Annotated in this window: 23 protein-coding genes; 13 read left to right on the plus strand and 10 right to left on the minus strand. The window is 69.6% G+C overall.

What is annotated here, in order from left to right; translation table 11 throughout:
- Window positions 1-20 precede the first annotated feature (20 nt).
- The 6 genes from QNO11_RS10885 (at window position 21) to QNO11_RS10910 (ending at window position 7,732) form a co-directional block, all read left to right on the plus strand.
- Window positions 21-1,676, plus strand: a complete 1,656-nt coding sequence (locus tag QNO11_RS10885; RefSeq protein WP_257508258.1) for an ABC transporter substrate-binding protein — start codon at window positions 21-23, stop codon at window positions 1,674-1,676.
- A 73-nt stretch (window positions 1,677-1,749) separates the two neighbouring features.
- Window positions 1,750-2,613 carry an ABC transporter ATP-binding protein gene (locus QNO11_RS10890; RefSeq protein WP_257508257.1) on the plus strand — a complete coding sequence of 288 codons (864 nt, stop codon included), beginning with the start codon at window positions 1,750-1,752 and terminating at the stop codon, window positions 2,611-2,613.
- Complete coding sequence (locus QNO11_RS10895; protein ID WP_257508256.1) at window positions 2,610-3,413, plus strand: ABC transporter ATP-binding protein; 804 nt, start codon at window positions 2,610-2,612, stop codon at window positions 3,411-3,413. The genes QNO11_RS10890 and QNO11_RS10895 overlap by 4 nt, the downstream gene beginning before the upstream one ends.
- The gene (locus tag QNO11_RS10900; RefSeq protein ID WP_257508255.1) at window positions 3,410-4,393 is read left to right on the plus strand and encodes an ABC transporter permease; all 984 of its coding nucleotides are present in this window, start codon (window positions 3,410-3,412) and stop codon (window positions 4,391-4,393) included. The genes QNO11_RS10895 and QNO11_RS10900 overlap by 4 nt, the downstream gene beginning before the upstream one ends.
- 1 nt (window position 4,394) lies before the next feature.
- Window positions 4,395-5,429, plus strand: coding sequence for an ABC transporter permease (locus QNO11_RS10905; protein ID WP_374113800.1), 1,035 nt, complete (start codon window positions 4,395-4,397; stop codon window positions 5,427-5,429).
- Window positions 5,426-7,732 (plus strand): exo-beta-d-1,3/1,6-glucosidase, encoded by a 2,307-nt coding sequence (locus QNO11_RS10910; RefSeq protein ID WP_257508254.1) that lies wholly within the window; start codon window positions 5,426-5,428, stop codon window positions 7,730-7,732. Before QNO11_RS10905 ends, QNO11_RS10910 begins: the two co-directional genes overlap by 4 nt.
- Before the next feature lie 293 nt (window positions 7,733-8,025).
- Here the strand turns inward: QNO11_RS10910 and QNO11_RS10915 are convergent, their stop codons facing one another.
- Together QNO11_RS10915 and QNO11_RS10920 are read right to left on the minus strand one after the other, a co-directional pair.
- Window positions 8,026-8,712 (minus strand): DUF3027 domain-containing protein, encoded by a 687-nt coding sequence (locus tag QNO11_RS10915; protein WP_257508253.1) that lies wholly within the window; start codon window positions 8,710-8,712, stop codon window positions 8,026-8,028.
- Entirely contained in the window at window positions 8,696-9,079 is a 384-nt protein-coding gene (locus QNO11_RS10920; protein WP_257508252.1) for a cold-shock protein, read from the minus strand. Before QNO11_RS10920 ends, QNO11_RS10915 begins: the two co-directional genes overlap by 17 nt.
- 103 nt (window positions 9,080-9,182) lie before the next feature.
- On the opposite strand from QNO11_RS10920, the gene QNO11_RS10925 reads away from it, so the two are divergent.
- Together QNO11_RS10925 and QNO11_RS10930 are read left to right on the plus strand one after the other, a co-directional pair.
- Window positions 9,183-9,449 (plus strand): multidrug ABC transporter ATPase, encoded by a 267-nt coding sequence (locus tag QNO11_RS10925; protein ID WP_257508251.1) that lies wholly within the window; start codon window positions 9,183-9,185, stop codon window positions 9,447-9,449.
- A 1-nt stretch (window position 9,450) separates the two neighbouring features.
- Window positions 9,451-11,205, plus strand: coding sequence for a helicase-associated domain-containing protein (locus QNO11_RS10930; protein ID WP_257508250.1), 1,755 nt, complete (start codon window positions 9,451-9,453; stop codon window positions 11,203-11,205).
- Window positions 11,206-11,215: 10 nt separating this feature from the next.
- Here QNO11_RS10930 and QNO11_RS10935 read toward each other — a convergent pair whose 3' ends face one another.
- Entirely contained in the window at window positions 11,216-11,503 is a 288-nt protein-coding gene (locus tag QNO11_RS10935) for a DivIVA domain-containing protein (RefSeq protein ID WP_257508249.1), read from the minus strand.
- Between the two features lie 69 nt (window positions 11,504-11,572).
- On the opposite strand from QNO11_RS10935, the gene QNO11_RS10940 reads away from it, so the two are divergent.
- Window positions 11,573-13,231, plus strand: coding sequence for a DNA repair helicase XPB (locus tag QNO11_RS10940; protein WP_257508248.1), 1,659 nt, complete (start codon window positions 11,573-11,575; stop codon window positions 13,229-13,231).
- Window positions 13,232-13,456: 225 nt separating this feature from the next.
- Here QNO11_RS10940 and QNO11_RS10945 read toward each other — a convergent pair whose 3' ends face one another.
- The 5 genes from QNO11_RS10945 to QNO11_RS10965 all read right to left on the minus strand — a co-directional run bounded on the left by QNO11_RS10945 (window position 13,457) and on the right by QNO11_RS10965 (window position 19,744).
- Window positions 13,457-15,184 (minus strand): sugar phosphorylase, encoded by a 1,728-nt coding sequence (locus QNO11_RS10945; protein ID WP_257508247.1) that lies wholly within the window; start codon window positions 15,182-15,184, stop codon window positions 13,457-13,459.
- A 13-nt stretch (window positions 15,185-15,197) separates the two neighbouring features.
- Complete coding sequence (locus QNO11_RS10950) at window positions 15,198-16,118, minus strand: carbohydrate ABC transporter permease (protein ID WP_257508246.1); 921 nt, start codon at window positions 16,116-16,118, stop codon at window positions 15,198-15,200.
- Window positions 16,115-17,131 (minus strand): carbohydrate ABC transporter permease, encoded by a 1,017-nt coding sequence (locus QNO11_RS10955; protein WP_257508245.1) that lies wholly within the window; start codon window positions 17,129-17,131, stop codon window positions 16,115-16,117. The genes QNO11_RS10950 and QNO11_RS10955 overlap by 4 nt, the downstream gene beginning before the upstream one ends.
- Window positions 17,128-18,522 (minus strand): ABC transporter substrate-binding protein, encoded by a 1,395-nt coding sequence (locus QNO11_RS10960; RefSeq protein WP_257508244.1) that lies wholly within the window; start codon window positions 18,520-18,522, stop codon window positions 17,128-17,130. Before QNO11_RS10960 ends, QNO11_RS10955 begins: the two co-directional genes overlap by 4 nt.
- A 301-nt stretch (window positions 18,523-18,823) precedes the next feature.
- A complete protein-coding gene (locus QNO11_RS10965; RefSeq protein ID WP_257508243.1) occupies window positions 18,824-19,744 on the minus strand; it encodes an alpha/beta fold hydrolase in 921 nt (306 codons plus the stop codon).
- Between the two features lie 111 nt (window positions 19,745-19,855).
- Between QNO11_RS10965 and QNO11_RS10970 the strand changes: the two genes are divergently transcribed.
- The 4 genes from QNO11_RS10970 (at window position 19,856) to QNO11_RS10985 (ending at window position 23,319) form a co-directional block, all read left to right on the plus strand.
- Window positions 19,856-20,392 (plus strand): TetR/AcrR family transcriptional regulator, encoded by a 537-nt coding sequence (locus QNO11_RS10970; RefSeq protein ID WP_257508242.1) that lies wholly within the window; start codon window positions 19,856-19,858, stop codon window positions 20,390-20,392.
- Between the two features lie 80 nt (window positions 20,393-20,472).
- Window positions 20,473-21,165 carry a response regulator transcription factor gene (locus QNO11_RS10975; RefSeq protein WP_257508241.1) on the plus strand — a complete coding sequence of 231 codons (693 nt, stop codon included), beginning with the start codon at window positions 20,473-20,475 and terminating at the stop codon, window positions 21,163-21,165.
- A 4-nt stretch (window positions 21,166-21,169) separates the two neighbouring features.
- Window positions 21,170-22,918 carry a sensor histidine kinase gene (locus QNO11_RS10980; protein WP_257508240.1) on the plus strand — a complete coding sequence of 583 codons (1,749 nt, stop codon included), beginning with the start codon at window positions 21,170-21,172 and terminating at the stop codon, window positions 22,916-22,918.
- A gap of 113 nt (window positions 22,919-23,031) precedes the next feature.
- Window positions 23,032-23,319: a WXG100 family type VII secretion target gene (locus QNO11_RS10985; RefSeq protein WP_257508239.1), complete on the plus strand. Its 288-nt coding sequence runs from the start codon at window positions 23,032-23,034 to the stop codon at window positions 23,317-23,319.
- A gap of 68 nt (window positions 23,320-23,387) precedes the next feature.
- Here the strand turns inward: QNO11_RS10985 and groL are convergent, their stop codons facing one another.
- Window positions 23,388-25,007 carry a chaperonin GroEL gene (groL, locus tag QNO11_RS10990; protein WP_257508238.1) on the minus strand — a complete coding sequence of 540 codons (1,620 nt, stop codon included), beginning with the start codon at window positions 25,005-25,007 and terminating at the stop codon, window positions 23,388-23,390.
- 143 nt (window positions 25,008-25,150) lie between these two features.
- Window positions 25,151-25,351: a cold-shock protein gene (locus QNO11_RS10995; protein WP_257508237.1), complete on the minus strand. Its 201-nt coding sequence runs from the start codon at window positions 25,349-25,351 to the stop codon at window positions 25,151-25,153.
- Between the last annotated feature and the right edge of the window lie 60 nt (window positions 25,352-25,411).

Raw genomic sequence — 25,411 nt, forward strand, 5'->3', positions numbered from 1 at the left:
CCCACTCTCAAGGAGAAGCAATGAGGCTCAAGACCTCTTTGGTCGCCGCCGGCGTCGCCGCCGCGCTGGTACTCACCGGATGCTCGGCCGGAAGCTCGGACTCGTCCGAGCCCGAAGCCGGCGCCGCGCTGACGATCGCCAAGCCGGATGGCCCGATCACCACCGAAGGCAACAACCCGTGGGTCGGCGACTCGTCCGCGATGCGCCTCGGCTACGCCAACGCGATCTTCGAGCCGTTGGGCATGGTCAACCTGGTCGACCCGAGCGCCGAGGTCGAGCCCTGGCTGGCCTCTGAGATCACCTGGTCCCCCGACTACACCTCCGTCGCATTCACCGCACGCGAAGGCGTCACCTGGAACGACGGTGAGCCCTTCACCGCCGACGACATCGCCTTCACGTTCTCGCTGATCAAGGACACCCCCGGTCTCGACACCGCCGCCCTCGGCATCACCGACGTCGCCCTCGATGGCGACACGGTCACCGTGAGCTTCGCGACGTCGATGTTCGTCAAGCAGGACAAGGTCGTTCACAAGCTCATCGTTCCCGAGCACATCTGGGCCGACGTTGAAGACCCGACCTCGTTCGCCAACGAGGAGCCCGTCGGCACCGGTCCCTACACGCTGTCCAACTTCAGCACGCAGAGCGTCGAGCTGACTTCGCGCGATGACTACTGGGGCGGCGAACTGGCCGTGCCGACGCTGTACTACGTCTCCTACGCGGACAACACGGCACTGACCACGGCGCTCGCCAACGGCGATGTCGACTGGGCGCAGGCGTTCATCCCCAACGTGCAGTCGGCGTACCTCGACAAGGACGAGGACAACGTCTACTGGGCGCCCGCTGGTCTGGGCATCGACACGATGTTCGTCAACACCCAGGAGAAGCCCTTCGACGACGTCGCGTTCCGCACCGCCGTCAACATGGTGATCGACCGCGAGCAGCACGCCGAAATCGCGCGCGAGAACGGCGTTCCGGCGCTGACTTCCGTGACGGGCCTGCCGACCCCCGCCGGTGACGAATACATCCTCGACGAGTACGCCGGCGAAGAATTCCCGGTCGACGTCGACGGTGCGAAGTCGGTGCTCGAAGAGGCCGGCTACACCTGGGAGGACGACACGCTGATCGATCCCGACGGCGCCGAGGTCACCTTCACGCTGTCGGTCCCGCAGGGCTGGAACGACTACGTCACCGGCATCAGCCTGATCTCCGACTCCGTCGCCCAGCTGGGCGTCGAGGCGGCCGTGGACACCCCCGACTCCGACTCGTGGTGGGAGGCGCGCAGCGCCGGCGAGTTCCAGGCGATCCTGCACTGGACCGACTCGGGCGCGACGCCGTACGACCTGTACAGCGACATGATGGACGGCCGCTTCCTCAAGCCGTTCGGCGAGCCGGCCGACTACAACTTCGGCCGCTTCGACAACGCCGAGGCCACCGAGGCGCTGAACACGTACGCCACCACGACCGATGAGGCGGCTCGCACCACGGCTCTGGAGACCATGCAGCGCATCTTCGTCGAGGAGGTGCCGGCCATGCCGATCGGCACCCGCCCGTTCATCAGCGAGTTCAACACCCGCAACTACGTGGGCTGGCCCGGTGAAGATGACCCGTACATCAACGCCGACCCGACCCAGCCCACCTCGGTGCTGATCCTCACCAAGCTCCAGCCCGCCGGCTGAGCCATCCCCCTCGCGGCATCCGGGCCGATCCCCCTCGGCCCGGATGCCGCCCGTCCCCCCGGAAGCCGTACGCATGACCGACGACGTTCTGCTGGAGATCACCGACTTCAGCGTCACCTACGACGTGGACCCGCCTGTTGAGGCCGTCCGCGACGTGTCCCTCCAGATCCGCCGCGGCGAGATCCTGGGCCTGGCCGGCGAGTCCGGCTGCGGCAAGACCACCCTCGCCTACGGCGTGCAGCGGCTGCTCAAGCCGCCGGCCGTGATCACCGGCGGCTCCGTCGTCTTCCACGATGCCAACGGCCAGAAGGTCGCCATCGGCGAGCTGACCGACGGCGAGATGCGCACGTTCCGGTGGGCGAAGGCATCCATGGTCTTCCAAGGCGCCATGAACGCCCTCAACCCCGTCATGACGATCGGCAGCCAACTGGCCGATGTCTTCACGACGCACCGCCCGAAGATGAGCCGTGCGCAGCGCACCGCTGAATGCGGCGACCTGCTCGACATCGTCGACGTCGGCCGCGACCGCCTGAAGTCCTACCCTCATGAGCTCTCCGGCGGCATGCGCCAGCGCGTCATGATCGCGATGGCCCTGGCGCTGCGCCCCCAGCTGATGATCATGGACGAGCCGACGACGGCCCTGGACGTGCTCGTGCAGCGCGACATCCTGCGCCAGATCTCGGCCCTGCGCCACGAGTTCGGCTTCTCCGTCGTCTTCATCACCCACGACCTGCCGCTGCTGCTGGAGATCTCCGACCGCATCGCCGTGATGCGGGAGGGCCGCATCGTCGAACTCGACACCGCCGAGAACCTCTACCACCACGCGCAGCACGAGTACACGCGCACCCTGCTGGGCGCCTTCCCCAGCCTCACCGGCGACCGCGGCGACTTCGTGCGCGGCGGCGACCGCGTCCCCACTCTGGAGGTCCCCCGATGACCACCCTCGAATTCCGCTCCGTCACCAAGCGCTACCGCGTACGAGGCGCCGGGCACATGCTCGCGCTGGACGACGTGAGCTTCCGCCTCGAGTCGGGGCAGACCGTGGCACTGGTCGGCCAGAGCGGCAGCGGCAAGTCCACGATCGCCAAGATCATCACGCAGCTCGAGCGCGCCACCAGTGGCGAGGTGCTGCTCGACGGCGCCCCGCTCCCCCGCGGTGGGCGGGCCCTGCGCAGCTACCGCCAGCAGGTGCGCATGGTGTTCCAGGACCCCTTCGCCTCGCTGAATCCGTACCACACGGTGCGCCACCACCTGGAGCGGCCGCTGCGGCTGGACAACGTCGTCCCGCGGGAAGAGGTCGAAGCCGAGGTGCGCCGGCTGCTCGAGCGCGTGCGCCTCGACCCGGACGGCACGATCGACCGCCGCCCGCATGAGCTGTCCGGCGGGCAGCGTCAGCGCGTCGCGATCGCGCGCGCACTGGCATCCCGGCCCTCCCTGCTGGTCGCCGACGAGCCCGTCTCCATGCTCGACGTGTCGATCCGGCTCGGCGTGCTGAACCTGCTCGCCGAACTGCAGCGGGAGTCGAACCTGGGTGTGCTGTACATCACGCATGACCTGGCCACCGCCCGCCACTTCAGCGACCGCATCATGGTGCTCCACCACGGTCGCGTCGTGGAGGAGGGCACCGCGGACGATGTGATCCTGCGTCCGCAGCACGAATACACCCGGGCGCTTCGCGACGCCTCGCCCGACCCCGACCGGCACTTCGCCGCACCCACAGAAGGAGCCCTGTCGTGAGGTTCGCCGCACGCCGCACCCTGTTCTACGCGTTCACCGCCTGGGCTGCGATCACCATCAACTTCTTCCTGCCGCGGATGATGAAGGGCGACCCGATCTCCGCGTATCTGCAGAAGAACCAGGGCAGGATCAGCCCCGAGGCAGCCGATGCCCTGCGCACCCTCTTCGGCCTCGACACTGACAAGAACATCCTCGAGCAGTACATCGACTACTGGGCGCTGCTGCTGCGCGGCGATCTGGGTCGGTCGTTCTCGCACGGTCTGGCTCCGGTGACCGACGTCATCGCCACCGCGCTGCCGTGGACGGTGGGCCTGGTGGGTCTTGCGACGATCATCTCGTTCTTCGTCGGCACCTCCGCCGGCGCGATCATCGGCTGGCGCCGCGGACGCGCATCGGATGCCGCCATCCCGATCGCGAACTTCTTCTCCTCGGTGCCGTATTTCTGGATGGGCCTCATCGCCATCGCCCTGTTCTCCACGGCGCTGGGTTGGTTCCCCGCCTCGCACGCGTACTCGAAGGGCGCCGACCCGGGCCTGACGCTGGAGTTCATCGGCGACGTGATCTACCACGGCACCCTGCCGGCACTGACGATCGTGCTGGCCTCGCTCGGCGGCTGGATGCTCGGCATGCGCAACATGATGATCACGGTGCTCGATGAGGACTACATCACCGTCGCGCAGGCCAAGGGCCTGTCCCCCGCCCGCGTGGTCACCCGCTACGCCGCCCGCAACGCGATGCTCCCGCAGCTGTCGAGCTTCGCGCTGTCGCTGGGATTCATCGTCGGCGGCACGCTCGTCATGGAGCTCGTCTTCAGCTATCCCGGGGTGGGCAAGCTGCTCCTGGATGCCACCACGTCGAAGGACTACCCGCTCATGCAGGGGCTGTTCCTCGTCATCACCCTCGCCGTCCTGATCGCGAACATCCTCGCCGATGTCGCCTACGCGGTCCTTGACCCCCGCGCCCGCCAGATGGAGGCCTGACATGACCATCCCCACCACGACTGCCCTCGAGGCAAGTGAGCCGGAAGAGGCCCGCACCCCGCCCTCAGGGCTGCAGCGGATGGGCGCATCCTTCGCGATGTTCCGCAACCGCAAATCGCTGACCGGGCTGATCATCCTGGGCATCTTCGTCCTGGTTGCCGTGTTCGGCGATCTCATCGCCCCCTATGGCCCGCTGGACAAGGACTACACCGCGCTGAAGCAGGCCCCCTCGTGGGCGCACCTGCTGGGCACCACCCACATGGGTGAGGACGTCTTCAGCCAGCTCGTCTACGGCACCCGTGGGGTGCTGCTGGTCGGGTTCCTCGCCGGCATCCTCGCCACCGCAGCCGCCGTCGCGGTCGGTGTGGCATCCGGAATGCTCGCCGGCTGGCGCAGCGAATCGCTGTCGGCACTGACCAACGTGTTCCTCGTGCTGCCGGGCCTGCCGCTGATGATCATCATCGCGTCGCAGTACGACGACCCCAGCCTGTTCCTCATCGCCGGTGTGCTGGCCCTCACCGGCTGGGCGTGGGGGGCGCGCGTCCTGCGCGCCCAGACGATGTCGCTGCGTGACCGCGACTTCGTGCGCGCCGCACGCGCCAACGGCGAGCCGCTGTGGCGCATCGTCACGGTGGAGATGCTGCCGAACCTGATGGCGATCATCGCCTCCAGCTTCGTCGGCACCGTCACCGCGGCCGTGCTGGGCCTGACGACCCTCGCCTTCATCGGCATCATCCCCATCACCAACCTCAACTGGGGCACGATCCTGTTCTGGGCGCAGCAGAACGGCGCATTCCCGGACTACTGGTGGTGGTACGTGCCCGCGGGCCTGTGCATCGCCATGCTGGGCATGGCACTGTCGCTGATCAACTTCGGCATCGACGAGTACGTCAACCCTCGGCTGCGCTCCGCCGGCGAGCGTGCCCGCGCGCTGCGCAAGAAGGGCATTGCCCCCACCAGCGGCGTCACCGCCGTGCGCCGCACGCCCCCCGCATCCCGCACCTCCCCGCACGACAAGACGGAAGTTCCCTCATGACGACTCCTCTGAACTCCGACGCCGCGTATCTCGACGCGGCCCTGCCGGTCTCCGAGCGCATCGCCGACCTCCTCGCGCGCATGACGCTCGAGGAGAAGGTCGGGCAGATGATGCAGCTCGACGCGCGCGATGACATCGAAGACCAGGTGCTGCGCCGCCACGTCGGCTCGATCCTGCACGCCTCGCCCGAGCGGCTCGCGCTGGCGCACGACCTGGTGTCGCGCACCCGCCTGCGCATCCCGCTGATCGTGGGCGAGGACTGCATCCACGGGCACTCGTTCTTCGCCGGCGCCACCATCTACCCCACCCAGCTGGGGATGGCGGCGTCGTGGGACCCGCAGCTGCTGGAGCGGGTCGCCCGGGCCACCGCCGTCGAGGTGGCGGCCACCGGCGTGCACTGGACCTTCTCCCCTGTGCTGTGCATCGCCCGCGACCTGCGTTGGGGCCGCGTGAACGAGACGTTCGGCGAGGACCCGTTCCTCATCGGTGAGCTCGCCTCGGCGATGGTGCGCGGCTACCAGGGTGGCGGGCTGAGCGATGACACCGCGATCCTCGCGACGGCCAAGCACTTCGCCGGGTACTCCGAGACGCAGGGCGGCCGCGACGCGAGTGAGGCCGACCTGTCGCGCCGCAAGCTCCGCTCCTGGTTCCTGCCGCCGTTCGAGCGGGTGGCGAAGGAAGGATGCCGCACGTTCATGCTCGGCTACCAGTCCATCGACGGGGTGCCGATCACGGTGAACGACTGGCTGCTCAACGACGTGCTGCGCGGCGAGTGGGACTACACCGGCACCCTCATCACTGACTGGGACAACGTCGGGCGCATGGTCTGGGAGCAGAAGGTGCAGCCCGATCACGCGCACGCCGCGGCTGCCGCGGTGAAGGCCGGCAACGACATGGTCATGACCACGCCCGGGTTCTTCCAGGGCGCGCTGGACGCGGTCGCGGCGGGCACGCTCACCGAGTCCGACATCGACCGGGCGGTCAGCCGCATCCTGAAGCTCAAGTTCGAGTTCGGGCTGTTCGAGAACCCGCGCCTGCCCAATGCCGTTCGCATCGCGAACGTGATCGGCAACGCCGCGCACACCGCGCTGAACCGCGAGACCGCTCGCCGCTCCCTCGTGCTGCTGCGCAACGACGGCCTGCTGCCGTTGACCGACGCGACCTCGTCCTCCGGGGATGGGCGCGCCGTGGCATCCGGACCCGCCCGCCGCCTCGCGGTTGTGGGTCCGCTCGCCGACGACGCGCAGACGCAGCTGGGCGACTGGGCCGGCAACTCCGGCCAGGCGGGGTGGCTGCCCGACGGTCAGCCGCGCGAGATGATCACGACGGTGCTGCAGGGTCTGACCGTGCACGCGCCGGAGTCGTGGAGCGTGGAATACGCGAAGGGTGCGGACATCCTGACCCTCGCCGACGACCCGGAGGGCGCATTCTTCCCCGACGGGCAGCCGCGGCCGCAGGTCGTGGTGCCGTGTGAACCGGATGCCGAGCTGATCGCCGAGGCGGTCGAGGCCGCCTCGCGCGCCGATGTCGTGGTGGCCGTCGTGGGCGACCGGATCGAACTGGTCGGCGAGGGCCGCTCCACCGCCACGCTGGATCTCATCGGCGGGCAGATCGCGTTGCTGGAGGCGCTGGCCGCCACGGGCACTCCGATGGTGGTCGTGCTGCTGGCATCCAAGCCGCTCGTGCTGCCGGCGGCAGTGGAATCCGCCGCCGCCGTGGTGTGGGCGGCGAACCCCGGCATGGCCGGCGGGCACGCCGTCGCCGAGCTGCTGCTGGGGCTCATCGAGCCCAGCGGCCGGCTGCCGATCTCGTTCGCCCGTCACGCCGGCCAGCAGCCGACGTACTACAACCAGATCCGCGGGCAGCACGGCTCGCGCTACGCCGACCTGACGCAGAGCCCCGCGTATGCGTTCGGTGAGGGGCTGGGGTACACCACCGTCGAGTACGCCGACCTCGTGGTGCAGGACGCCGAGCTCGGGGAGCTCGGGATTGACGACGTCGTGCGCGCGAGCGTGACGGTGCGCAACCTCGGCGATCGGCCCGCCCACGAGGTCGTGCAGGTGTACGTGCGCGACGTGGTGACCTCGGTGAGCTGGACCGACAAGGAGCTCAAGGCCTACCAGCGGGTCGAGGTGCCACCGCGCTCCGAGGTGACGGTGCAGCTGGAGCTGCCGGTCGCCGAGTGCACCATCGTGGATGCCGACGCGCGACGGATCGTCGAGCCCGGCGCCTTCGAGCTGCTGGTCGGCCCCTCATCACGGGACGCCGCGCTGCTGAGCGCGGGCTTCACCGTGCGGGGCTGACCCGCCGGCACGCGCCTTCGGTCGTCGCGAACGTCCCAGCCACCGTGGTTGCGGGGACGTTCGTGACGACCGAGCCCTCCGCGCCGGCCCGCGCCGGCATCCACGTGCCCTCAGTCGTCGCAAACGTCCCCGCCGAGCCCGTCGTCGGGGTCGTTCGCGTCCACCGAACCAGCCGCGCCGGCCCGCGCTGGCATCCACGTGCGCTCAGTCGTCGCAAACGTCTCCGCCACCGTGAGTTCCGGGGTCGGTTGCGACGACCGAGCGTCGCGCGCCACCGGACTCGGGCGGCGCGTTCAGTCGTCCGATTCGTCCCGGTCGGCGTCGTCGACGGGGACGAACGCGTCGTCCGAAGACTCGTCCTCGTCTTCGTCGGCATCCTCGTCGTCGTCGACGGCGCTCTCGTCGAGCTCGTCGAGCTCGTCGATGTCGACATCCTCGTCGTCGTCGACGGCGCTCTCGTCGAGCTCGTCGATGTCGACACCGTCCAGGTCGCCGCCGTGCAGGATCGCCGAACCGTCGTCGTCGAAGTCCGACGCATCCAGATCGTCGAGATCGTCGACGTCATCGCCGTCGTCTTCCTCATCGTCCAGGTCGTCATCGTCCTCGTCGTCGGATGCCGCGAGCTCGCCGGATTCGGCCGCCGCGGCCGCCTGCACCGCCTGCGCTGCCTGGTACTCGGCCAGACGAACCGCCCATGGCACCCACTCGGGGGCCAGCAGTGCGCCGTCGCCGGGGAGCAGTTCCACTTCGAGCACGGTCGGCTCGGAGTCTTCGACGGCGGCGATGCTGACGGTCCAGAACCAGCCGGGGTAGCCCCCGAGCCGGTTGTTGAACCGCAGCGAGACGACACCGTCGTCTTCGAGCTTGTAGCCGGCGGCATCGCCGATCGACGCCTCCGGGGTCACCTCGCGCAGCGCGGCGCGGGCGAGGTCGTGCGCGGCCAGCAGTCGTTCGTCGCTGGGGTCAGGCCTCGAAGTCATCAGCTACCTTGCGCAGCACTGCTGCGATCTTCTTCGCGTGCGGACCGCTCGGGTACCGGCCGTGACGCAAGTCGCCGCCGATGCCGTCGAGCAGCTTCACGAGGTCTTCGACGATGATCGCCATGTCGTCAGCGGGCTTGCGGCTGCGCTTGGACAGGCTCACAGGGGCCTCGAGCACGCGCACCGATAGCGCCTGCAGCCCCCGTTTGCCGTCGGCGACGCCGAATTCCAGGCGGGTGCCGGGCTTGAGCCCGGTGGTGCCGGCGGGGAGGGCGGTGGCGTGCAGGAAGACATCCTGGCCGTCATCGGCGGAGATGAAGCCGAAGCCCTTCTCCTCGTCGTAGAACCTGACCTTGCCGGTGGGCATGCGAACCTCGTTGCATCGGGCCTGCACAGGTGCAGGACGCCAAACGGGGCCGATCGGACCCCAGAACAGCCTACGGCACCGACCACCCACTAGTCTGGAGCCGATGAGCACACGCACCCCCGGCGAAGACATGCCGATCCGCCGAATCGACCGCATTCTTGCGTTCATGTCGTTCGGTCTGCTGCTGCTGTCGATCGTCAGCTTCGTGGCGATCATGATCGGCTCCGCAGCGGGTGGCGACATGCGCAGCGGCCTGTGGCCGACCGTGGGCGGCATCGTCTGGTTCGCTCCTCCCCTGGCCTTCGTCCTGCTGATCACGCTGGTGATCATGAGCTTCGTGCGAAGGGCTCGCGCCAATAGGACGAACTGACGTGCCCTACCCGGCTGATTCCCGTGCGCTGGCGACCTGGCTCGCCGCGCAGGACGACGCCGCGCTCAGCGCACTGCTGTCCCAGCGAGGCATCTCCCCCAGCGCGTCGTGGGCCGACTTCTTCGACGCCGCCGAAGCGATCCAGGATGCCGCGCCGCTCGCGCGTGCCCTCGCCGCACTTCCTCGGCCGCTGGCCGAAGCCCTCATCGCCGCCGGTGAAGGCACCGTCGCCGAACCGGCCCGGTCCGAACTGATCGCCCGGGCCCTCGTCGCCCCCGATGGCGAGGTGTACCGCGCCGTCGCCGAGGCCGTCGCAGCCCACCCGTCGGCACCGCAACCGGCCCCGGCATCCCCGGCCACCGCGTCACCGACCACCGCGTCACCGGCCCCCGCGTCAGCGACCCCGGCGTCCGAATCGGATGCCGCCGCGGCCGAGCGTGCCTTCACCGCCGCCGCCACCCTCGCCGACATCCTGCAGCTCGCCCTGGGGGCGCCGCTCGTGCGCATCGGCTCGGGCGCGCTGGGCGCGACGGAGCGTCGCCGGCTGCTGGAGGCGGGCATCGTCGACGACGCCGCCACCGCCGACGAACTCGTCGCACTGTCGGCGGTGACGGGACTGACCGCCCCCACCGACAAGGAGTGGCTCGTCACGTCTGCGGGCCTGGAGTGGCTGCGCGCGGGCACGGTCGATCGCTGGGGTGACGTGGCCCGGCGGCTGCGCGACGCACTGCCCTCGGCGCTGCGCACAGCCGACGGCGGCTGGACCGACCCCGCCGAGTGGCCCGCGGCCTACCCGTTCGACCCGTCGTGGCCGCCGCGCGCGGAGCGGTGGCGTGCGCTGATGCACCGCTGGGCCCTCATCGGCGCCGACGGCAACAGCGCGCCATGGGCGAAGGGACTGGCCGCCGGCGACGAGACCGACCTGGACGAACTGCGGGCACTGCTGCCCTCCGAGGTGGACCGCGTCTTCCTGCAGAACGACCTCACCGCGATCGCGCCTGGGCCGCTGGCCCCTCACCTGGACATGCGCCTGCGCACCATGGCGATCCGGGAGTCGCGCGCGCAGGCATCCAGCTATCGGTTCACACCCGATTCGATCGGCGCCGCCATCACCGGCGGCGAGACCGCCGAGTCGCTGCGCGAGTTCCTCACCGACCTGTCGCTGACCGGCCTGCCGCAGCCGCTGGCCTATGAGATCGAGCGCACCGCGGCCCGGCACGGCCTGATCCGGGTCGTCGACGACCCGGCATCCGGATCCACCCTCGTTTCCAGCGAGGACCCCCGGGTGCTCGACACGCTCGCCGTCGATCAGGCGCTGCGCCCGCTCGGGTTCGTCCGCCACCCGCAGGGCCTCGCGTCACGCTCGAGCGCCGACACCGTGTTCTGGATGCTCGCCGACGCCCGCTACCCCGTCGGAATGCAGGACGCATCCGGCCACACCCGCACCGTGATGCGCCACCGCCTGGCCGCCGACCCGGCCGAGGCGACCGTGCGCGCCTATGACGGGCTGCTGGCGCGGCTGCGCGCCGCGCACGACGCCGACGCGGATGCCGCGTGGCTCGGCCGCGAGCTCGAACAGGCCGTGCGGGCGAAGTCGCTGATCGTGGTCACGGTGCGCCTGCCCGACGGGTCGACCCGCGACTTCACACTCGAGGCCAGCGGCCTCGGCGGTGGGCGCCTGCGCGGACGCGATCGGGCCGCCGATGTGGAGCGCACGCTGCCGGTGGCGAGCATCGAATCGGTGCACCCGGTCTGAGTCCGCGGTTTCAGCCCGCGGGTTGTTCGTACGCGCGCAGTGCCACGACCCGGTCGAGGAATTGGTCGACGGCATCCGAATCGTAGGGTCCGCCGCGCCGCGTGTAATCGAACTGCTTCACCACGATGTCTTCGCCGCGCAGTCGCGTCCAGCCGCCGCTCTCCCGCGCTTTGAGGGCCTCGGCGCACTGCTTCAGGAACTCGTCGACGTCACCGGTGGCGTAGCCGGCGGGGCCGAACAGGCCGAGCACAGTCTTGAGCCTGGGGAACTGGACACCGCGGATGTCGGAACTGTGCACGACGTGACAGTAACGGATGCCTGCGCGGATCGACCGCACCCGCCGCGGCGCCGACTAGACTTGCTCGTTATGGCTGACGGCCCCCTCATCGTGCAGAGCGACCGGACGGTGCTGCTGGAAGTAGCCCACCCGGATGCCGAAACCGCGCGCCACGAGCTCGCGATCTTCGCCGAGCTCGAGCGCGCCCCCGAGCACATCCACACGTACCGCATCACGCGGCTGGGGCTGTGGAACGCCCGAGCCGCCGGCCACGACGCCGACGACATGCTCGGCACGCTGGAGCGCTGGTCGCGCTTCCCGGTGCCGGCTTCGGTGTCGCTGGACCTACGCGAGACCGTGAACCGCTACGGGCGCCTCGTCATCGAGCGGGCCGACGTCGAGGGCCACGGCGAGGGTGTGCTGGTGCTGCGGTCGACGGATGCCGCGGTGCTGTCGGAAGTCTCGCGCAACAAGCGCATCAACCCGCTGCTGATCGGCCACCCCGCTCCGGACACGTTCGTCGTGGACGCCTGGGCGCGCGGTCACATCAAGCAGGAGCTGCTGAAGATCGGCTGGCCCGCCGAAGACCACGCCGGATACACACCCGGGACTCCCCACCCGATCGACCTCGCCGAGGACGGCTGGACGCTGCGGCCCTACCAGCGCACCGCGGTGGACACCTTCCACGAGGGTGGTTCCGGAGTCGTGGTACTCCCCTGTGGTGCCGGCAAGACGCTCGTCGGTGCCGGCGCGATGGCCGAGACCAAGACCACGACGCTGATCCTGGTGACCAACACCGTCAGCGCCCGGCAGTGGCGCGATGAGCTGCTCAAGCGCACCAGCCTCACCGCCGAGGAGATCGGCGAGTACTCCGGCCAGGTCAAGGAGATCAAGCCGGTCACGATCGCGACCTACCAGATCCTCACCGCCAAGCGCGCCGGCCAGTACGCGCACCTGTCGCTGCTGGACGCGCTGGACTGGGGCCTGATCATCTACGACGAGGTGCATCTGCTGCCCGCCCCGGTGTTCAAGCTGACCGCCGACCTGCAGGCCCGGCGCCGGCTCGGACTCACCGCGACGCTCGTGCGCGAGGACGGCCGCGAGGGCGACGTGTTCAGCCTGATCGGGCCGAAGCGGTTCGACGCCCCGTGGAAGGAGATCGAGGCGCAGGGCTTCATCTCCCCCGCGATCTGCTACGAAGTGCGCGTGGACCTTCCCGTCGACGAGCGGCTCGAGTACGCGGCATCCGCCGACGAGGACCGTTACCGGCTCGCGGCCACCGCGCCGGTGAAGATCGACGTCGTACGTGACCTGGTCGCGCGCCACGAGGGCGAGCAGATCCTGGTGATCGGCCAGTACTTGGACCAGATCGACGAGCTGGCCGAGGCGCTGGACGCGCCCAAGATCACCGGAGCCGTGCCCGTGGATGAGCGCGAGCGGCTGTACCAGCAGTTCCGGGTCGGCGAGGTGCCGGTGCTGGTGGTCTCGAAGGTCGCGAACTTCTCGATCGACCTGCCCGAGGCATCCGTCGCGATTCAGGTGTCGGGGTCGTTCGGCTCCCGCCAGGAGGAGGCCCAGCGCCTCGGGCGCCTGCTGCGTCCCAAGACCAACGGCCACACCGCGAGCTTCTACACCCTGATCGCGCGCGACACCGTCGACCAGGACTTCGCACAGAACCGGCAGCGGTTCCTCGCCGAGCAGGGCTACTCGTACACGATCCTCGACGCGGACCAGGTCGCCGCGGCCTGAGGCGCGCGCGTCCCGGCGTCGGAATTCAGGCTGTCGAGCAGATTCGGCCCCGAAATCGCCGGTTTCCCGCCGCTCAGCCTGAATTCCGCCGCGGGGGCGGCGCGCACCCGGCCCGCGGCCGCGCCCGCAACCACCCGCCGCCGCGCCCGCCCGCTCGCCGAAATGCGGGGATCCGCCCGAATGCGGGCCCTTAGCGCGCCGGCATCCGCATCCCGGCAGATCTCCTCACCCCGGCAAGCCCGACCCCGGCGTGCCCCGGGCGCCGACGAGCCACGCATACCCGTGCGGCCCCAGCCGCAGGCCGTGGTGGCGGATGCCGGTGAGCACATCCGTCCCCGACAGCATCGGCAGGTGCACGGGGTCGCCGCTGACGTTGGTCACGGCCACGACCTCGTCGGGCGTCCCCGCGGCGCGGCGGATCACCACCACCCGCTCATCGAGCCTCTCCACGCGCTGCGCGGCGAACGGCGACAGCCCCGGCAGCCCTCGACGGGCCGCGAGCAGCCCGCGGAGCCCCTGAAGCATCCCCGTCCGTCGCGGCGACGAGCTCGCCTCGGCCCGCAGCCGGTCGGCATCCAGCACCTCACGATTGATGCGGCGCGGGATGCCGGACTCCTCCATCCCCGCGCGGTCCTGACCCGACCCCAGCAGCGAGTGGTAGTAGATCGCGGGCACGCCGACCACCGACAGCAGGATCGCGTGGGCCGCCAGACCGCGCGCCACGGCGTCGCCATCGGGGTCGGCGGACTCCGGCGACACGAGCGCGTCGAGGTAGTTCGTGTTCAGCTCGTACACCCCGCTCGTGCCGTCGGGGCGCCGCGCCAGCGACACCTGGCCGCCGCGGGCGAGAGTGCGCTCCACGAGCAGCGCGCGGTCGTCGTCGGTGAGCAGCCCCTCCGTCGGCCGCAGCCCGATGCCGTCGTGGCTCGCGAGAAAGTTGAACCACGTCGCACTGTCGCTGACCGGCCCGATGCCGCTCGCCCACTCCGTCAGCACCGTGGCGCGCCCGGTGACGAACGCGTGCAGCACGAGCGGCGGCAGCGCGAACTGGTAGACCATGTGCGCCTCGTCGGACCCATCACCGAAGTAGCGCACGTTGTCGGCGTGCGGCACGTTCGTCTCGGTCAGCAGCAGGATGCCGGGGGCCAGCGCATCCACGAGCGCACGCCAGATGCGGATGACGGCATGCGTCTGCGGCAGGTGGATGCAGGTGGTGCCGGGTTCCTTCCACAGAAACCCGATGGCATCCAGCCGCACCGTCGTCGCCCCGCGCGCGAGGTACCCGAGCAGCACGTCGGTCAGCTCCAGCAGCACCGCCGGGGTGCGCGGGTCGACGTCGACCTGGTCGGGCCCGAAGGTCGTCCAGGCACGCGTGGTGGTGCCGTCGGGTCGCGGATACTCGTGCACGAGCGGAGTCGTGCGCGGCCGCACGACCTGCGAGACGTCGAAGTCCCCACCGGGGTCGAGGAAGTACCCGGCGTATCGCGGGTCGCCGGCGAGCCACCCCCGGAACCACGCGCTCGCGGACGAGACGTGGTTGGCCACGAAGTCCAGCGCCAACGCGTGGTCGGTGCGCACGTCGGCGACGTCGTCCCACGACCCGAGGTCGGGATTCACCTGCCGGTGGTCGACGACCCCGAACCCGTCGTCGGACGTCCAGGGGTAGATCGGCAGCAGGTGCACGTCGGTGACGGCATCGCCGACGTGCTCACGCAGCACCTCGGCCAGCGTGTGCAGCGGCGCCTGGCCGGGCCGACGGAACGCATCCCCGTAGGTGATCAGGTAGGCACTCCCCTGATCCGGCCTGGGGCGTCCTGCACCGCGCAGGGCGGGCGCCCACCGCTCAACGAGGGAGAGCAGGCCCGCCAGCACCTCCGTGCCGTCGGAAGCATAGAGCTGCGTCACCAGCGGCGCGAGCCGGTCGCGCAACGCCGCGGCATCCACGTCGGTCATCTGCGCGCTCCCGCTAGCCCTTCTCGGCGCCCGCGGTGAGGCCGCCGACGAGCAGGCGCTCCGACGCGAAGAACAGCACGATGATCGGCAGCGTCAGGATGACCGACCCCGCCATCAGCACGGTCGTGGGCACCTCGATGCTGCCCGACAGCTGCGACAGCCCGAGCGACACCGTCCACGAGTCGCGCTTTTCCACCAGGAACAGCAGGGCGAAGAGAAACTCGTTCCACGCGATCATGAAGATGAACAGGCCGTTGGAGACGATCGCCGGCATCGCCAGCGGCAGGCTGATGCGACGCATGGTCTGGAGGCGGTTGCATCCGTCGATCGCGGCGGCCTCTTCGAGCGACACCGGGATCGTGGCGAAGTAGTTGCGCAGCGTGTAGATCGACACGGCCACCACCTGCGAGACGTAGACGATCAGCAGCCCGAAGAGCGACCCGCGCAGCCCGATCTGCGTGAAGAACACGAACAGCGGCACGGCGAGCAGGATGCTGGGGAAGAAGTACACCGCCAGGAACAGTCCCGACACCTGGCGGCGGCCGAAGAAGTTCAGCCGGCTGATGGCATACGCCCCGGGGATCGCCACCAGCAGTGTCACCGCGACGGTGCCGAGCGCCACCAGCAGGGAGTTGCGCATGAAGACGACGAACCCCTGGCCACCCTCGGACACCGGCGCCAGCACCTCGATGTAGCTGGCCAGGTTGAGCTCGTCGATCGAGATCCACAGCGCGCCGGGGTTCTGCAGCAGCGAGTCCAGCGACCGGAAGCTCAGCAGCACCATGTAGTAGAACGGCACGACGGCCGCCAGCAGCAGCAGCACGATGACGACCGGGCGCAGGATGCCGAAGAGGGCGATCTCGAACCGGTCGCGGCCGACGCCCCGTGCGTGGGCCTGCGTGGCGGCGGGCGGCTTGCCGACGGCGGTGGTCATGCCTGTTCCTCCTGCCGGCCGAACAGTTTCAGGTACGCCCAGACCAGTAGCGCCAGGATGCCGGCGAGCACGAGTGCCTGCGCCGCCGCGGCGCCGATATCGCCGCGCGCGGTGAGGTAGTCGAACACCCGCACCGACACGACCTCCGTGCCCGCGCCGCCGCCGGTGAGCAGGTAGATGTCGTCGAAGTTGTTGAAGGTCCAGATGAACCGCAGCACGCTGAGCACCGCGATGGTGGGCAGCAGCTGCGGCAACAGGATATGCCGGAAGCGCTGAGTGGGGGTGGCCCCGTCGATGCGGGCGGCCTCCTCGAGCACGGCGGGCACGGCCTGCAGGCGTGCGGTGAGGAAGAGGAACGCGAAGGGGAAGGAGCGCCACCCCTCGAAGCAGATGACGGTGATCAGCGCGATGGGCAGGTCCACCTCCCACCCGAAGATCGACACCGGCAGGGCCCGGTCGGACAGGAACGCCACCGGCTCCTCCCACCCGAGCACGGTGGTGCCGAACCAGTTGACGATGCCGTACTGCGGGTTCAGCGCGGTGGACCAGACGAAGGTGGCCGCCACGACCGGTGCGACGTAGGGCAGCAGCAGCGACGCGCGGATGAGCCCCCGGCCGCGGAACGGGGCGCGCAGTGCGAGCGCGGCGATGAGCCCGATGCCGATCGCCAGTGCCGTGCCGCAGACGGAGTAGACCACGGTGGTCCACAGCGCCTGCAGGAACCCGGGCGAGGTGAGGACGTTGACGAAGTTCTCCAGGGTGTATTCGCCGAAGAACCCGGTGCCACGGATGTTGATCAGGCGCACGTCCTGGAACGCCAGCGCAATGGCCCACAGGATCGGCAGCACCACCGCGACCAGCACGATGATGAGGGTCGGGGAGATCAGCAGCAGCCCGGCGCGGTTCTCCTCCGCACCCCGGCGCGTCCGACGGCCGCGTCGCGCCGGCGCGGGTGCCTCCGGTGGACCGGGGGCCGCGCCGACCAGGCCCGGCCCGCCGGCCACCTGGGTCACTGGATCGACTCCGCGACGGCGCGCACCGCCTCAGCGGCGGTGGCCGCCGCCTGGGCGGGGTCATCCCCCTGGGAGACCTGGCTGACAGCCTCGGCGACGGGCAGTTCGCCCTGCAGCGCGCCCAGCAGCGTGCCCTGCCCCTGGGTTATGCCCCAGCGGGCGAGGTCCTCCGGTCCGGCGGCGACGGCTTCGAGCACCTCGGGAGCGTAGAAGTCCGACAGCGGCGCCTTGGTGTCCACACCGGCGGGCAGCGTGCTCCACATGTCGGCGTACAGCGTGGGCTCGTCGGCGGTGCCGGTGCGCACCGGCACCTTGCCCTCCGGGGCGATCGCGATCCACGGCTCGTAGCCGTCGGTCATCATGTACTCGATGAACGCCTGCGACGACTCGGTCTCGGCGCCGTCGGTGATCGTCCACGACGTGATCTCGCCGAACTGCGCCGGCGCGTCGGCGTCGGGACCGGCGATCGCGGTGACCACACCGGTGTTCGCAGCGAGGAACGCCGGATCCTCCACGCACTCCGGGCACGACGGCTTGGCATCCTCGCGCAGCCCGGCCAGCTCGTCCAGCACGAAGCTCGACCAGATGAACATCGCCGCATCCCCGGCGAAGTAGGTCGCGCGCGTGGTGTCCACATCCTGTGCGCCGGGCACCGAGTAGTTGGTCACCAGGTCGCCGTAGAAGTCGAACGCCGCCACACAGGCATCCGAATCCAGCTGCGTCTCGCCGTCGGAGTCGACCAGCTCGCAGCCGTTGCCGAGCGCGATGTGCTCGAAAGTCTGCTCGGTGAACGCGTCGCCGGGGGCGGTCGCGCCGACGAAACCGGCCACCTCGTCGCTGTCCAGCGCCGCGGCGGCCTCGAGGATCGCGTCGTAGGAGTCGGGGGCATCGAGCCCGGCCGCCTCGAACAGGTCGGTGCGGTAGTACAGCATCTGCGTCCACGACTCGCTCGGCACGGCGAGCTGGGTGTCACCATCCGCGGTCAGCTCGAGGGCCTTCGCGGAGAAGGTGGCCGGGTCGAGCGTGTCGATGACGCTCGCGACCGCGTCGGGGTCGATCAGCTCGTTGGCCGAGAGCGTGCGCACCTGCGGCAGCGAGATGCCGCCGATGACGTCGGGCAGGTCGCCCGCGGCGGCAGCCGACGTGATGAGCTGACTGAACTGGTCCTCGGCGACCGAGACCAGTTCCACCTCGACGCCGCTCTCCTCCGAGAAATCGTCGACGATCGCCTGCGTCGCCGCGACCCGGTCGGGCAGGTCCTCCTGCACCCAGAAGGTCAGGGTCCCGCCGTCGCCCCCATCGCCGTTGTCGTCCGAAGCGGTGCACCCGCCGAGCACGAGCGCGGCCGTGATCGCCGAGATGGTCACTGTTATGGCACGAATCTTCACCATGCGCCTCCTTGCGCTGGATGCTGCCGAACACACGTCCCGGGACGCGTTATGCGTAGAAGCTAGGGGTGTCCGCCGCCGCCGTCAACGCCGCGCGCGACGCGTAACCCCCAGCCGCGGCCGTGCGTGCCGCGGCACGCCGAACGCCATGGACGCCCCGGCCCACCCTCGCCGAAACGAGGGGATCGGCCGGAACGCGGGCCCTCCCCGCCCCAGCATCCGCATTCCGGCAGATCTCCTCACCCCGGCAACAGTCCCGCGGCGCGCGCGGCCGACCGCACCGGCACCGGCGCCGCCCTCGCCGTCAGCAGTGTGCGGACTGCGGCCCCCGCTCGAACCAGTCGACGGCGAGCTCGACGACGGCGTCCGGCGCGTCGTCGGTGATGAAATGGGCGGCGTCGTCCACGAACGCCAGTTCGAACCGTTCGGCGGAGCGTTCGTGGTCGCGGCACATGCCGCGCACCGTCGGCTCGGTGAACGGGTCATCCATCCGGCCGAAGGCGACGAGGGTGGGCGGCTGCAGCCGCCGCCGCTTGTAGTAGGTCCCCACCAGCCGGGGAAGCTCGGGCGTGATCATGCCGAGCACCACGGCACGGCCCACACCACGGATCTCGGGCCGCTGCTCGACGCGCAGGTACCCATCGAGGGTCTCTTCGGTCATCGGCCGCACCGTGTAGGGCGGCGCGAGAAGCCATCGCAGCGAGCGGTCGGGGCTGCTCATTATCAGCGACGGGTAATGGCGGAACGCGGGGACGATCTTCGGGGTGAACCGCATGAACCCCGGCGGAACCGAGAGCTGCACCAGGGTGCGCACCCGCTCCGGATGGGCGTAGGCGAGATGCATACCCGTGAGGGCACCGAGGTCGTGGGTCAGCACGTCGGCGCGCGCCACGCCGAGCGCGTCCAGCAGCGCGAGGACGTCGTGCATGCGGGTCTCATGACGTATGCGCGGGTCGTCGGCTGACGTCCAGCCCGCACCGCGCAGGTCCGGACAAATGACGCGGTAGCCCCGCCGTGCTATCGCCGGCGCGACCTCCCGCCACTGCCACCAGTGCTGCGGGAAACCGTGCAGCAGCAACACCGGCGGCCCCTCACCGACGATGGCGACATGAGTTCGCAGCCCCGGTGTCTCGATGACGACATGCTCGAAACCCGCAGCCTGCGGCAGCGGCGGCACCCACGCCACCGTTCCGGCCGACGGCCCGCCCGCGTGCGACGCATCCATGGCGCGACTCCTCTCACGACGGTCCCGCGACGGGCGGAACCCCACTGTTCGCACGCAGGATACTACGTTCATAGTGCCCTGTCACTAGAAACGTCGTAGTACCCTCGCAGCGTGAGCAGCACCCGACTCCGTGCCCTGCACGCCGCCGTCGAGCTCGTCGGCGGTGAGGGGATCCGCGCCCTCACGCACGGACGGGTGGATGCCGCGGCAGCACTGCCGCCGGGGTCGACGTCGAACCACTTCCGCACCCGCACAGCGCTCGTCACCGGGGTCATCGAGTGGATCGCCGCCGAGGAGCGCGCCGACGCCGGTCTGCCCAGCATCCGTACGCGGGATGATCTCGTCGCCGGGTTCACCCGCATGATCGAGGTGCAATCGGGCCCTCAGATGCTGCGCACCCGAGCGCGGTACGCGTTGTTCCTCGAGGCGGACGCCGAGGCCGCGCAGCCGCTCCTCGAGCAGCGCGCGGTGTTCGAGGCCTGGATACGCGGGATCCTGCGAGACCTGGGCGGTGAGTCCGCCGAACGGCAGACGAGGTTCCTCATGGCTACGGCGGAGGGAGCGCTGCTGCACCGGATGACGGTCGATCCCGACGCACCGGTCGAGGCGGTGATCGCGCGGGCAGTGGATGCCGCGCTGGCCGCGTAGACCACCCGGACGGGTGCGGGATGCCAGCCGCTCCGGCCGACGTCCAGACAGCACGTGGGTTCGATGGCCATAATGAGGGCATGACCGCTCCGCGCATTCTTGTCGTCGACGACGAGCCGAACATCCGCGACCTGCTCATCACGAGCCTGCGTTTCGCCGGTTTCCAGGTGCGCGCCGTCGCCAACGGCGCCCAGACCATCTCGGCCGTCCTCGAAGAAGAGCCCGACCTGATCGTGCTGGACGTCATGCTGCCCGACATGAACGGGTTCAGCGTCACCAAGCGGCTCCGCGGCGCCGGCTACACCGCCCCGATCCTGTTCCTCACCGCGAAGGACGAGACCGAGGACAAGATCACCGGCCTCAACGCCGGCGGCGACGACTACGTCACCAAGCCCTTCAGCCTCGACGAGATCGTCGCCCGCATCCAGGCGATCCTGCGCCGCACGATGCAGGCCGACGAGGAGTCGATCATCCGCGCCGGCGAACTGACGATGGACCAGGACACCCACGACGTGCTCGTCGGCGACGTGTCGATCGACCTGTCCCCCACCGAGTTCAAGCTGCTGCGCTACCTCATGCTCAACCCCAACCGGGTGCTCAGCAAGGCGCAGATCCTCGACCACGTGTGGGAGTACGACTTCAACGGAGATGCGGGAATCGTGGAGAGCTACATCTCCTACCTCCGCCGCAAGATCGACCCGCACTCCTCCGAACCCCTGATCCAGACCAAGCGCGGTTTCGGCTACATGCTCAAGGCCGGCAAGTCCGCGTGAGCCGGTGGCGATAGCAGCCCACGCGGGTAAGAACGATGCGCTGACCAGTTGGTGGCGCAGCGTCAGCCTGCGTGCCAAGGTCACCGGGGTCACCGTCGCGGTGCTGGCCATCGGGCTCGTCTCGGCCGGCGTCGGCACGTTGGCGTTCCTACGCAACACGCTCGCGGCGAACCTCGACGCGCAGGTGCAGCAGCTGGCCGTGACGGATGCCGTCAGCAGCATGTTCACCGGAACGGTCACCGAGACCGGCCACGACTTCGAGGTGCGCTCGGATGCCACCGCCTACTTCGTGGCCATCTACGGTCCCGACGGCTCCTTCCTCACCAGCGGCGGCGGCAACGGCGCACCCGAGCCCGTCTTTCCGGCGAGCTTCACGCTGGCCGACGCCACGATCTACGGCCCCAACACGGTGTTCGACCTCGCCAACAGCGAAGGCGGCCCCGCCTACCGCGCCGCTGTCGGGGTGGAGGACACCGCCGCCGGCGCCTTCTACACCCAGCTCGTGGCCCTGCCCACGGCGCCCAACGAACGCTTCCTCGCGTCGTTCCTCGGGATCTACAGCTTCCTCGCGCTGATCACGGTGATCGCGAGCGCCTTCCTGGTGCGCTGGATCGTCACCCTCACGTTCCGCAGCCTCGGGCAGGTGGAGGCGACAGCGGATGCCATCGCGGCGGGAGACTTCAGCCTACGCATGACCGACATCGAACCGGCCACGACCGAGGTCGGGCGATTGAAGACGGCGATCAACGCGATGCTGGGCCGCATCGATGCCGCACTGTCCGAACGCGATGCGACCGTGAACCAGATGCGCCGGTTCATCGGGGACGCCAGCCACGAACTGCGCACCCCGCTGGTCACGGTGCGCGGCTACGCGGAGCTGTACCGCATGGGCGCGATCTCGGGCGAGGAGCAGGTCGCACAGTCGATGGACCGCATCGAGAAGGAAGCGATCCGGATGGGGGTGCTGGTCGAGGACCTGCTGGCCCTGGCCCGACTCGACGAGCGCCGCGACCTCGCGTTCGCGCCCATCGACCTGCGCCCCATCGCCCGCGACGCCGCGCTGGACGCCCGCGCAGCATCGCCGCTTCGCACCGTGACCGTGCTGGACACCACCGCCGCCACCGGGCCCATTCCTCGTCCGGCATCCGTCACCGAACACGACCAGCCACACCCGCATCGCCGGCGCGGCGCGACCGCTCCGGGCACCGGACTGGCCGGCGCGACGCTGTCGCTGCTGCGCCGCAAGCCCCGGCAGCCCAACCACGAGCAGGATGCCGCTACGGAGCCGGTGACCACCGTGCCGCTGGCCGGCGCTGTGCTGGCCCCGATCGTGCTGGGCGATGAGAACCGCATCCGGCAGGTGGTGACGAACCTGCTGGGCAACGCCCGCCGGTACAGCCCCGAGGACTCCCCCATCGAGCTCACCGTCGGCATTGATCGCCAGGCCGGCATGGGGTGGATCGCCGTGAGCGACCACGGTGAGGGCGTGCCCCCGCAGATCCGCGACAAGATCTTCCAGCGGTTCTGGCGTGCCGACACGTCGCGCACACGCGAGACCGGCGGCTCCGGACTCGGCCTGTCGATCGTCGCGGCCATCGTCGAGGCCCTGCACGGCTCGATCGAGGTGGGCGACACCCCCGGCGGCGGTGCGACGTTCCGCGTGGCGTTCCCCCTCGCCCGCACCCGCGACGCGGCGGAGCACCTGCAGGTCGACACGCAGCCGATGCCGCGGCTCAACGATCCCGAGGCCTGACGCCTCCTCCCCAGCAGCCGGGTCCCGCGACGGATCCCCGGTTCGGCCGATCGCGGCATCCGCGGTGCGCGTGGGCGCCGTAGCGTGGCGGCATCCGCTCGGAAGGAGCACCCATGCCGATCTATTCCGTCGACAGCGACGCCGTCCTCACCGCCACCGCGGCCGTCCGCGGCACCGCCGACCGCCTCGCGGGCGAGACCTCGGCGATGCTCGCCCAGCTCACCGCGCTGCAGTCGTCCTGGACCGGGACTGCCGCCCTGGGCTTTCAAGCCGTGATCGACCGCTGGCGGGCCACCCAGCGCGAGGTGGAGGCGACCCTCGCCGACATCAGCACTGCGCTGGCGACCGCCGGTCAGCAGTACGCGCAGACCGAGGCCACGACGGCGGGCCTGTTCCGGTAGCCCGCACGTACGACGAAAGGCCCCTCCACATGGGAGGGGCCCTTCGTTTACGTCAGACTCTGATCAGATCAGAAATCCATGCCACCCGACGGGTCGCCGGCCGGAGCGGCCGACTTCTCGGGCTTCTCGGCGACGACGACCTCGGTCGTCAGGAACAGGCCGGCAATGGATGCCGCGTTCTGCAGTGCCGAGCGGGTCACCTTGGCGGGGTCGATGATGCCCTGTGCGAACAGGTCACCGTACTCGCCGGTCGCGGCGTTGAGGCCGTGACCCAGGGGAAGACCTGCCACCTTGTTGGCGACAACACCGGGCTCCATGCCTGCGTTCAGAGCGATCTGCTTCAGCGGAGCCTGGATCGCGACGCGCACGATGTTCGCGCCGGTAGCCTCGTCACCGGTCAGCTCGAGGGCGTCGAGCGCCTTCTTGCCGGCCTGGATGAGGGCGACACCGCCACCGGCGACGACACCCTCTTCGACGGCTGCCTTCGCGTTGCGCACGGCGTCCTCGATGCGGTGCTTGCGCTCCTTGAGCTCGACCTCGGTGGCCGCGCCGGCCTTGATGACGGCGACGCCACCGGCCAGCTTTGCCAGACGCTCCTGGAGCTTCTCGCGGTCGTAGTCGCTGTCGGTGTTCTCGATCTCGCGGCGGATCTGGGTCACGCGACCCTCGATCTGAGCCGAGTCGCCGGCACCTTCGACGATGGTGGTCTCGTCCTTGGTGATGATGACCTTGCGCGCACGGCCGAGCAGGTCGGTCGTGGCGTTCTCGAGCTTGAGGCCCACCTCTTCGGTGATGACCTGGCCGCCGGTGAGGATCGCGATGTCCTGCAGCTGGGCCTTGCGACGGTCGCCGAAGCCGGGAGCCTTGACGGCAGCCGACTTGAAGATGCCGCGGATCTTGTTGAGCACCAGCGTGGCCAGAGCCTCGCCCTCGACATCCTCAGCGATGATGACGAGTTCCTTGCCCTCCTGGATCACCTTGTCGACGATCGGCAGAAGATCCTTGATGTTCGAGATCTTCTGGTTCGCGATCAGGATGTAGGCGTCCTCGAAGACGGCTTCCTGGCGCTCGGCGTCGGTGACGAAGTAGGGGTTGATGTAACCCTTGTCGAAACGCATACCCTCGGTGAGCTCGAGCTCGGTGCCGAAGGTGTTCGACTCCTCAACGGTGACGACACCTTCCTTGCCGACCTTGTCGATCGCCTCGGCGATGAGCGCGCCGATCGATGCGTCAGCGGCCGAGATCGACGCGGTGGCAGCGATCTGCTCCTTGGACTCGACCTCCTTGGCGGATGCGAGCAGCTCGGCCGTGATGGCCTCGACGGCCTTCTCGATGCCGCGCTTGAGCGAGATCGGGTCGGCGCCGGCGGCAACGTTACGCAGGCCCTCGCGGACCAGTGCCTGGGCGAGAACGGTGGCGGTGGTGGTGCCGTCGCCCGCGACGTCGTCAGTCTTCTTGGCGACCTCCTTGACGAGCTCTGCGCCGATCTTCTCGTACGGGTCGTCGAGTTCGATCTCCTTGGCGATCGAGACGCCATCGTTGGTGATCGTGGGAGCGCCCCACTTCTTTTCGAGCACGACGTTGCGACCGCGCGGGCCGAGCGTCACCTTGACGGCGTCAGCCAGAATGTTCAGGCCGCGCTCGAGGCCACGACGAGCCTCTTCGTCGAAAGCGATGATCTTTGCCATGTGTGTGTCGTCCCTCCCGGACGTAGGAATGTCTTTTAGCACTCAACAGGAGTGAGTGCTAAGCCATTCTGGCACTCACCCCAGGCGAGTGCAAGCCACGACGGGCGCGTCGACACACACCGACACACCAACAGGAGGGGGCGTCAGACGACGCGCACTGCTTCGGCCTGCGGGCCCTTCTGCCCCGACCCGACGGTGAACTCGACCTGCTGGCCCTCTTCCAGCACGCGGAATCCATCCATCTCGACGTTCGAGTAATGGACGAACACGTCCTGCCCGTCGGCGCCGGTGATGAAACCGAAGCCCTTCTCAGCGTTGAACCATTTGACGGTGCCGTTGGCCATGCGAATCTCCTGTTGCAGTGGGACGTCGTCAGCGTAACCAGCAGTTCAGGCGGCGATTCG

The organism is Microbacterium sp. zg-B96 (assembly GCF_030246865.1).
GTDB lineage: Bacteria > Actinomycetota > Actinomycetes > Actinomycetales > Microbacteriaceae > Microbacterium.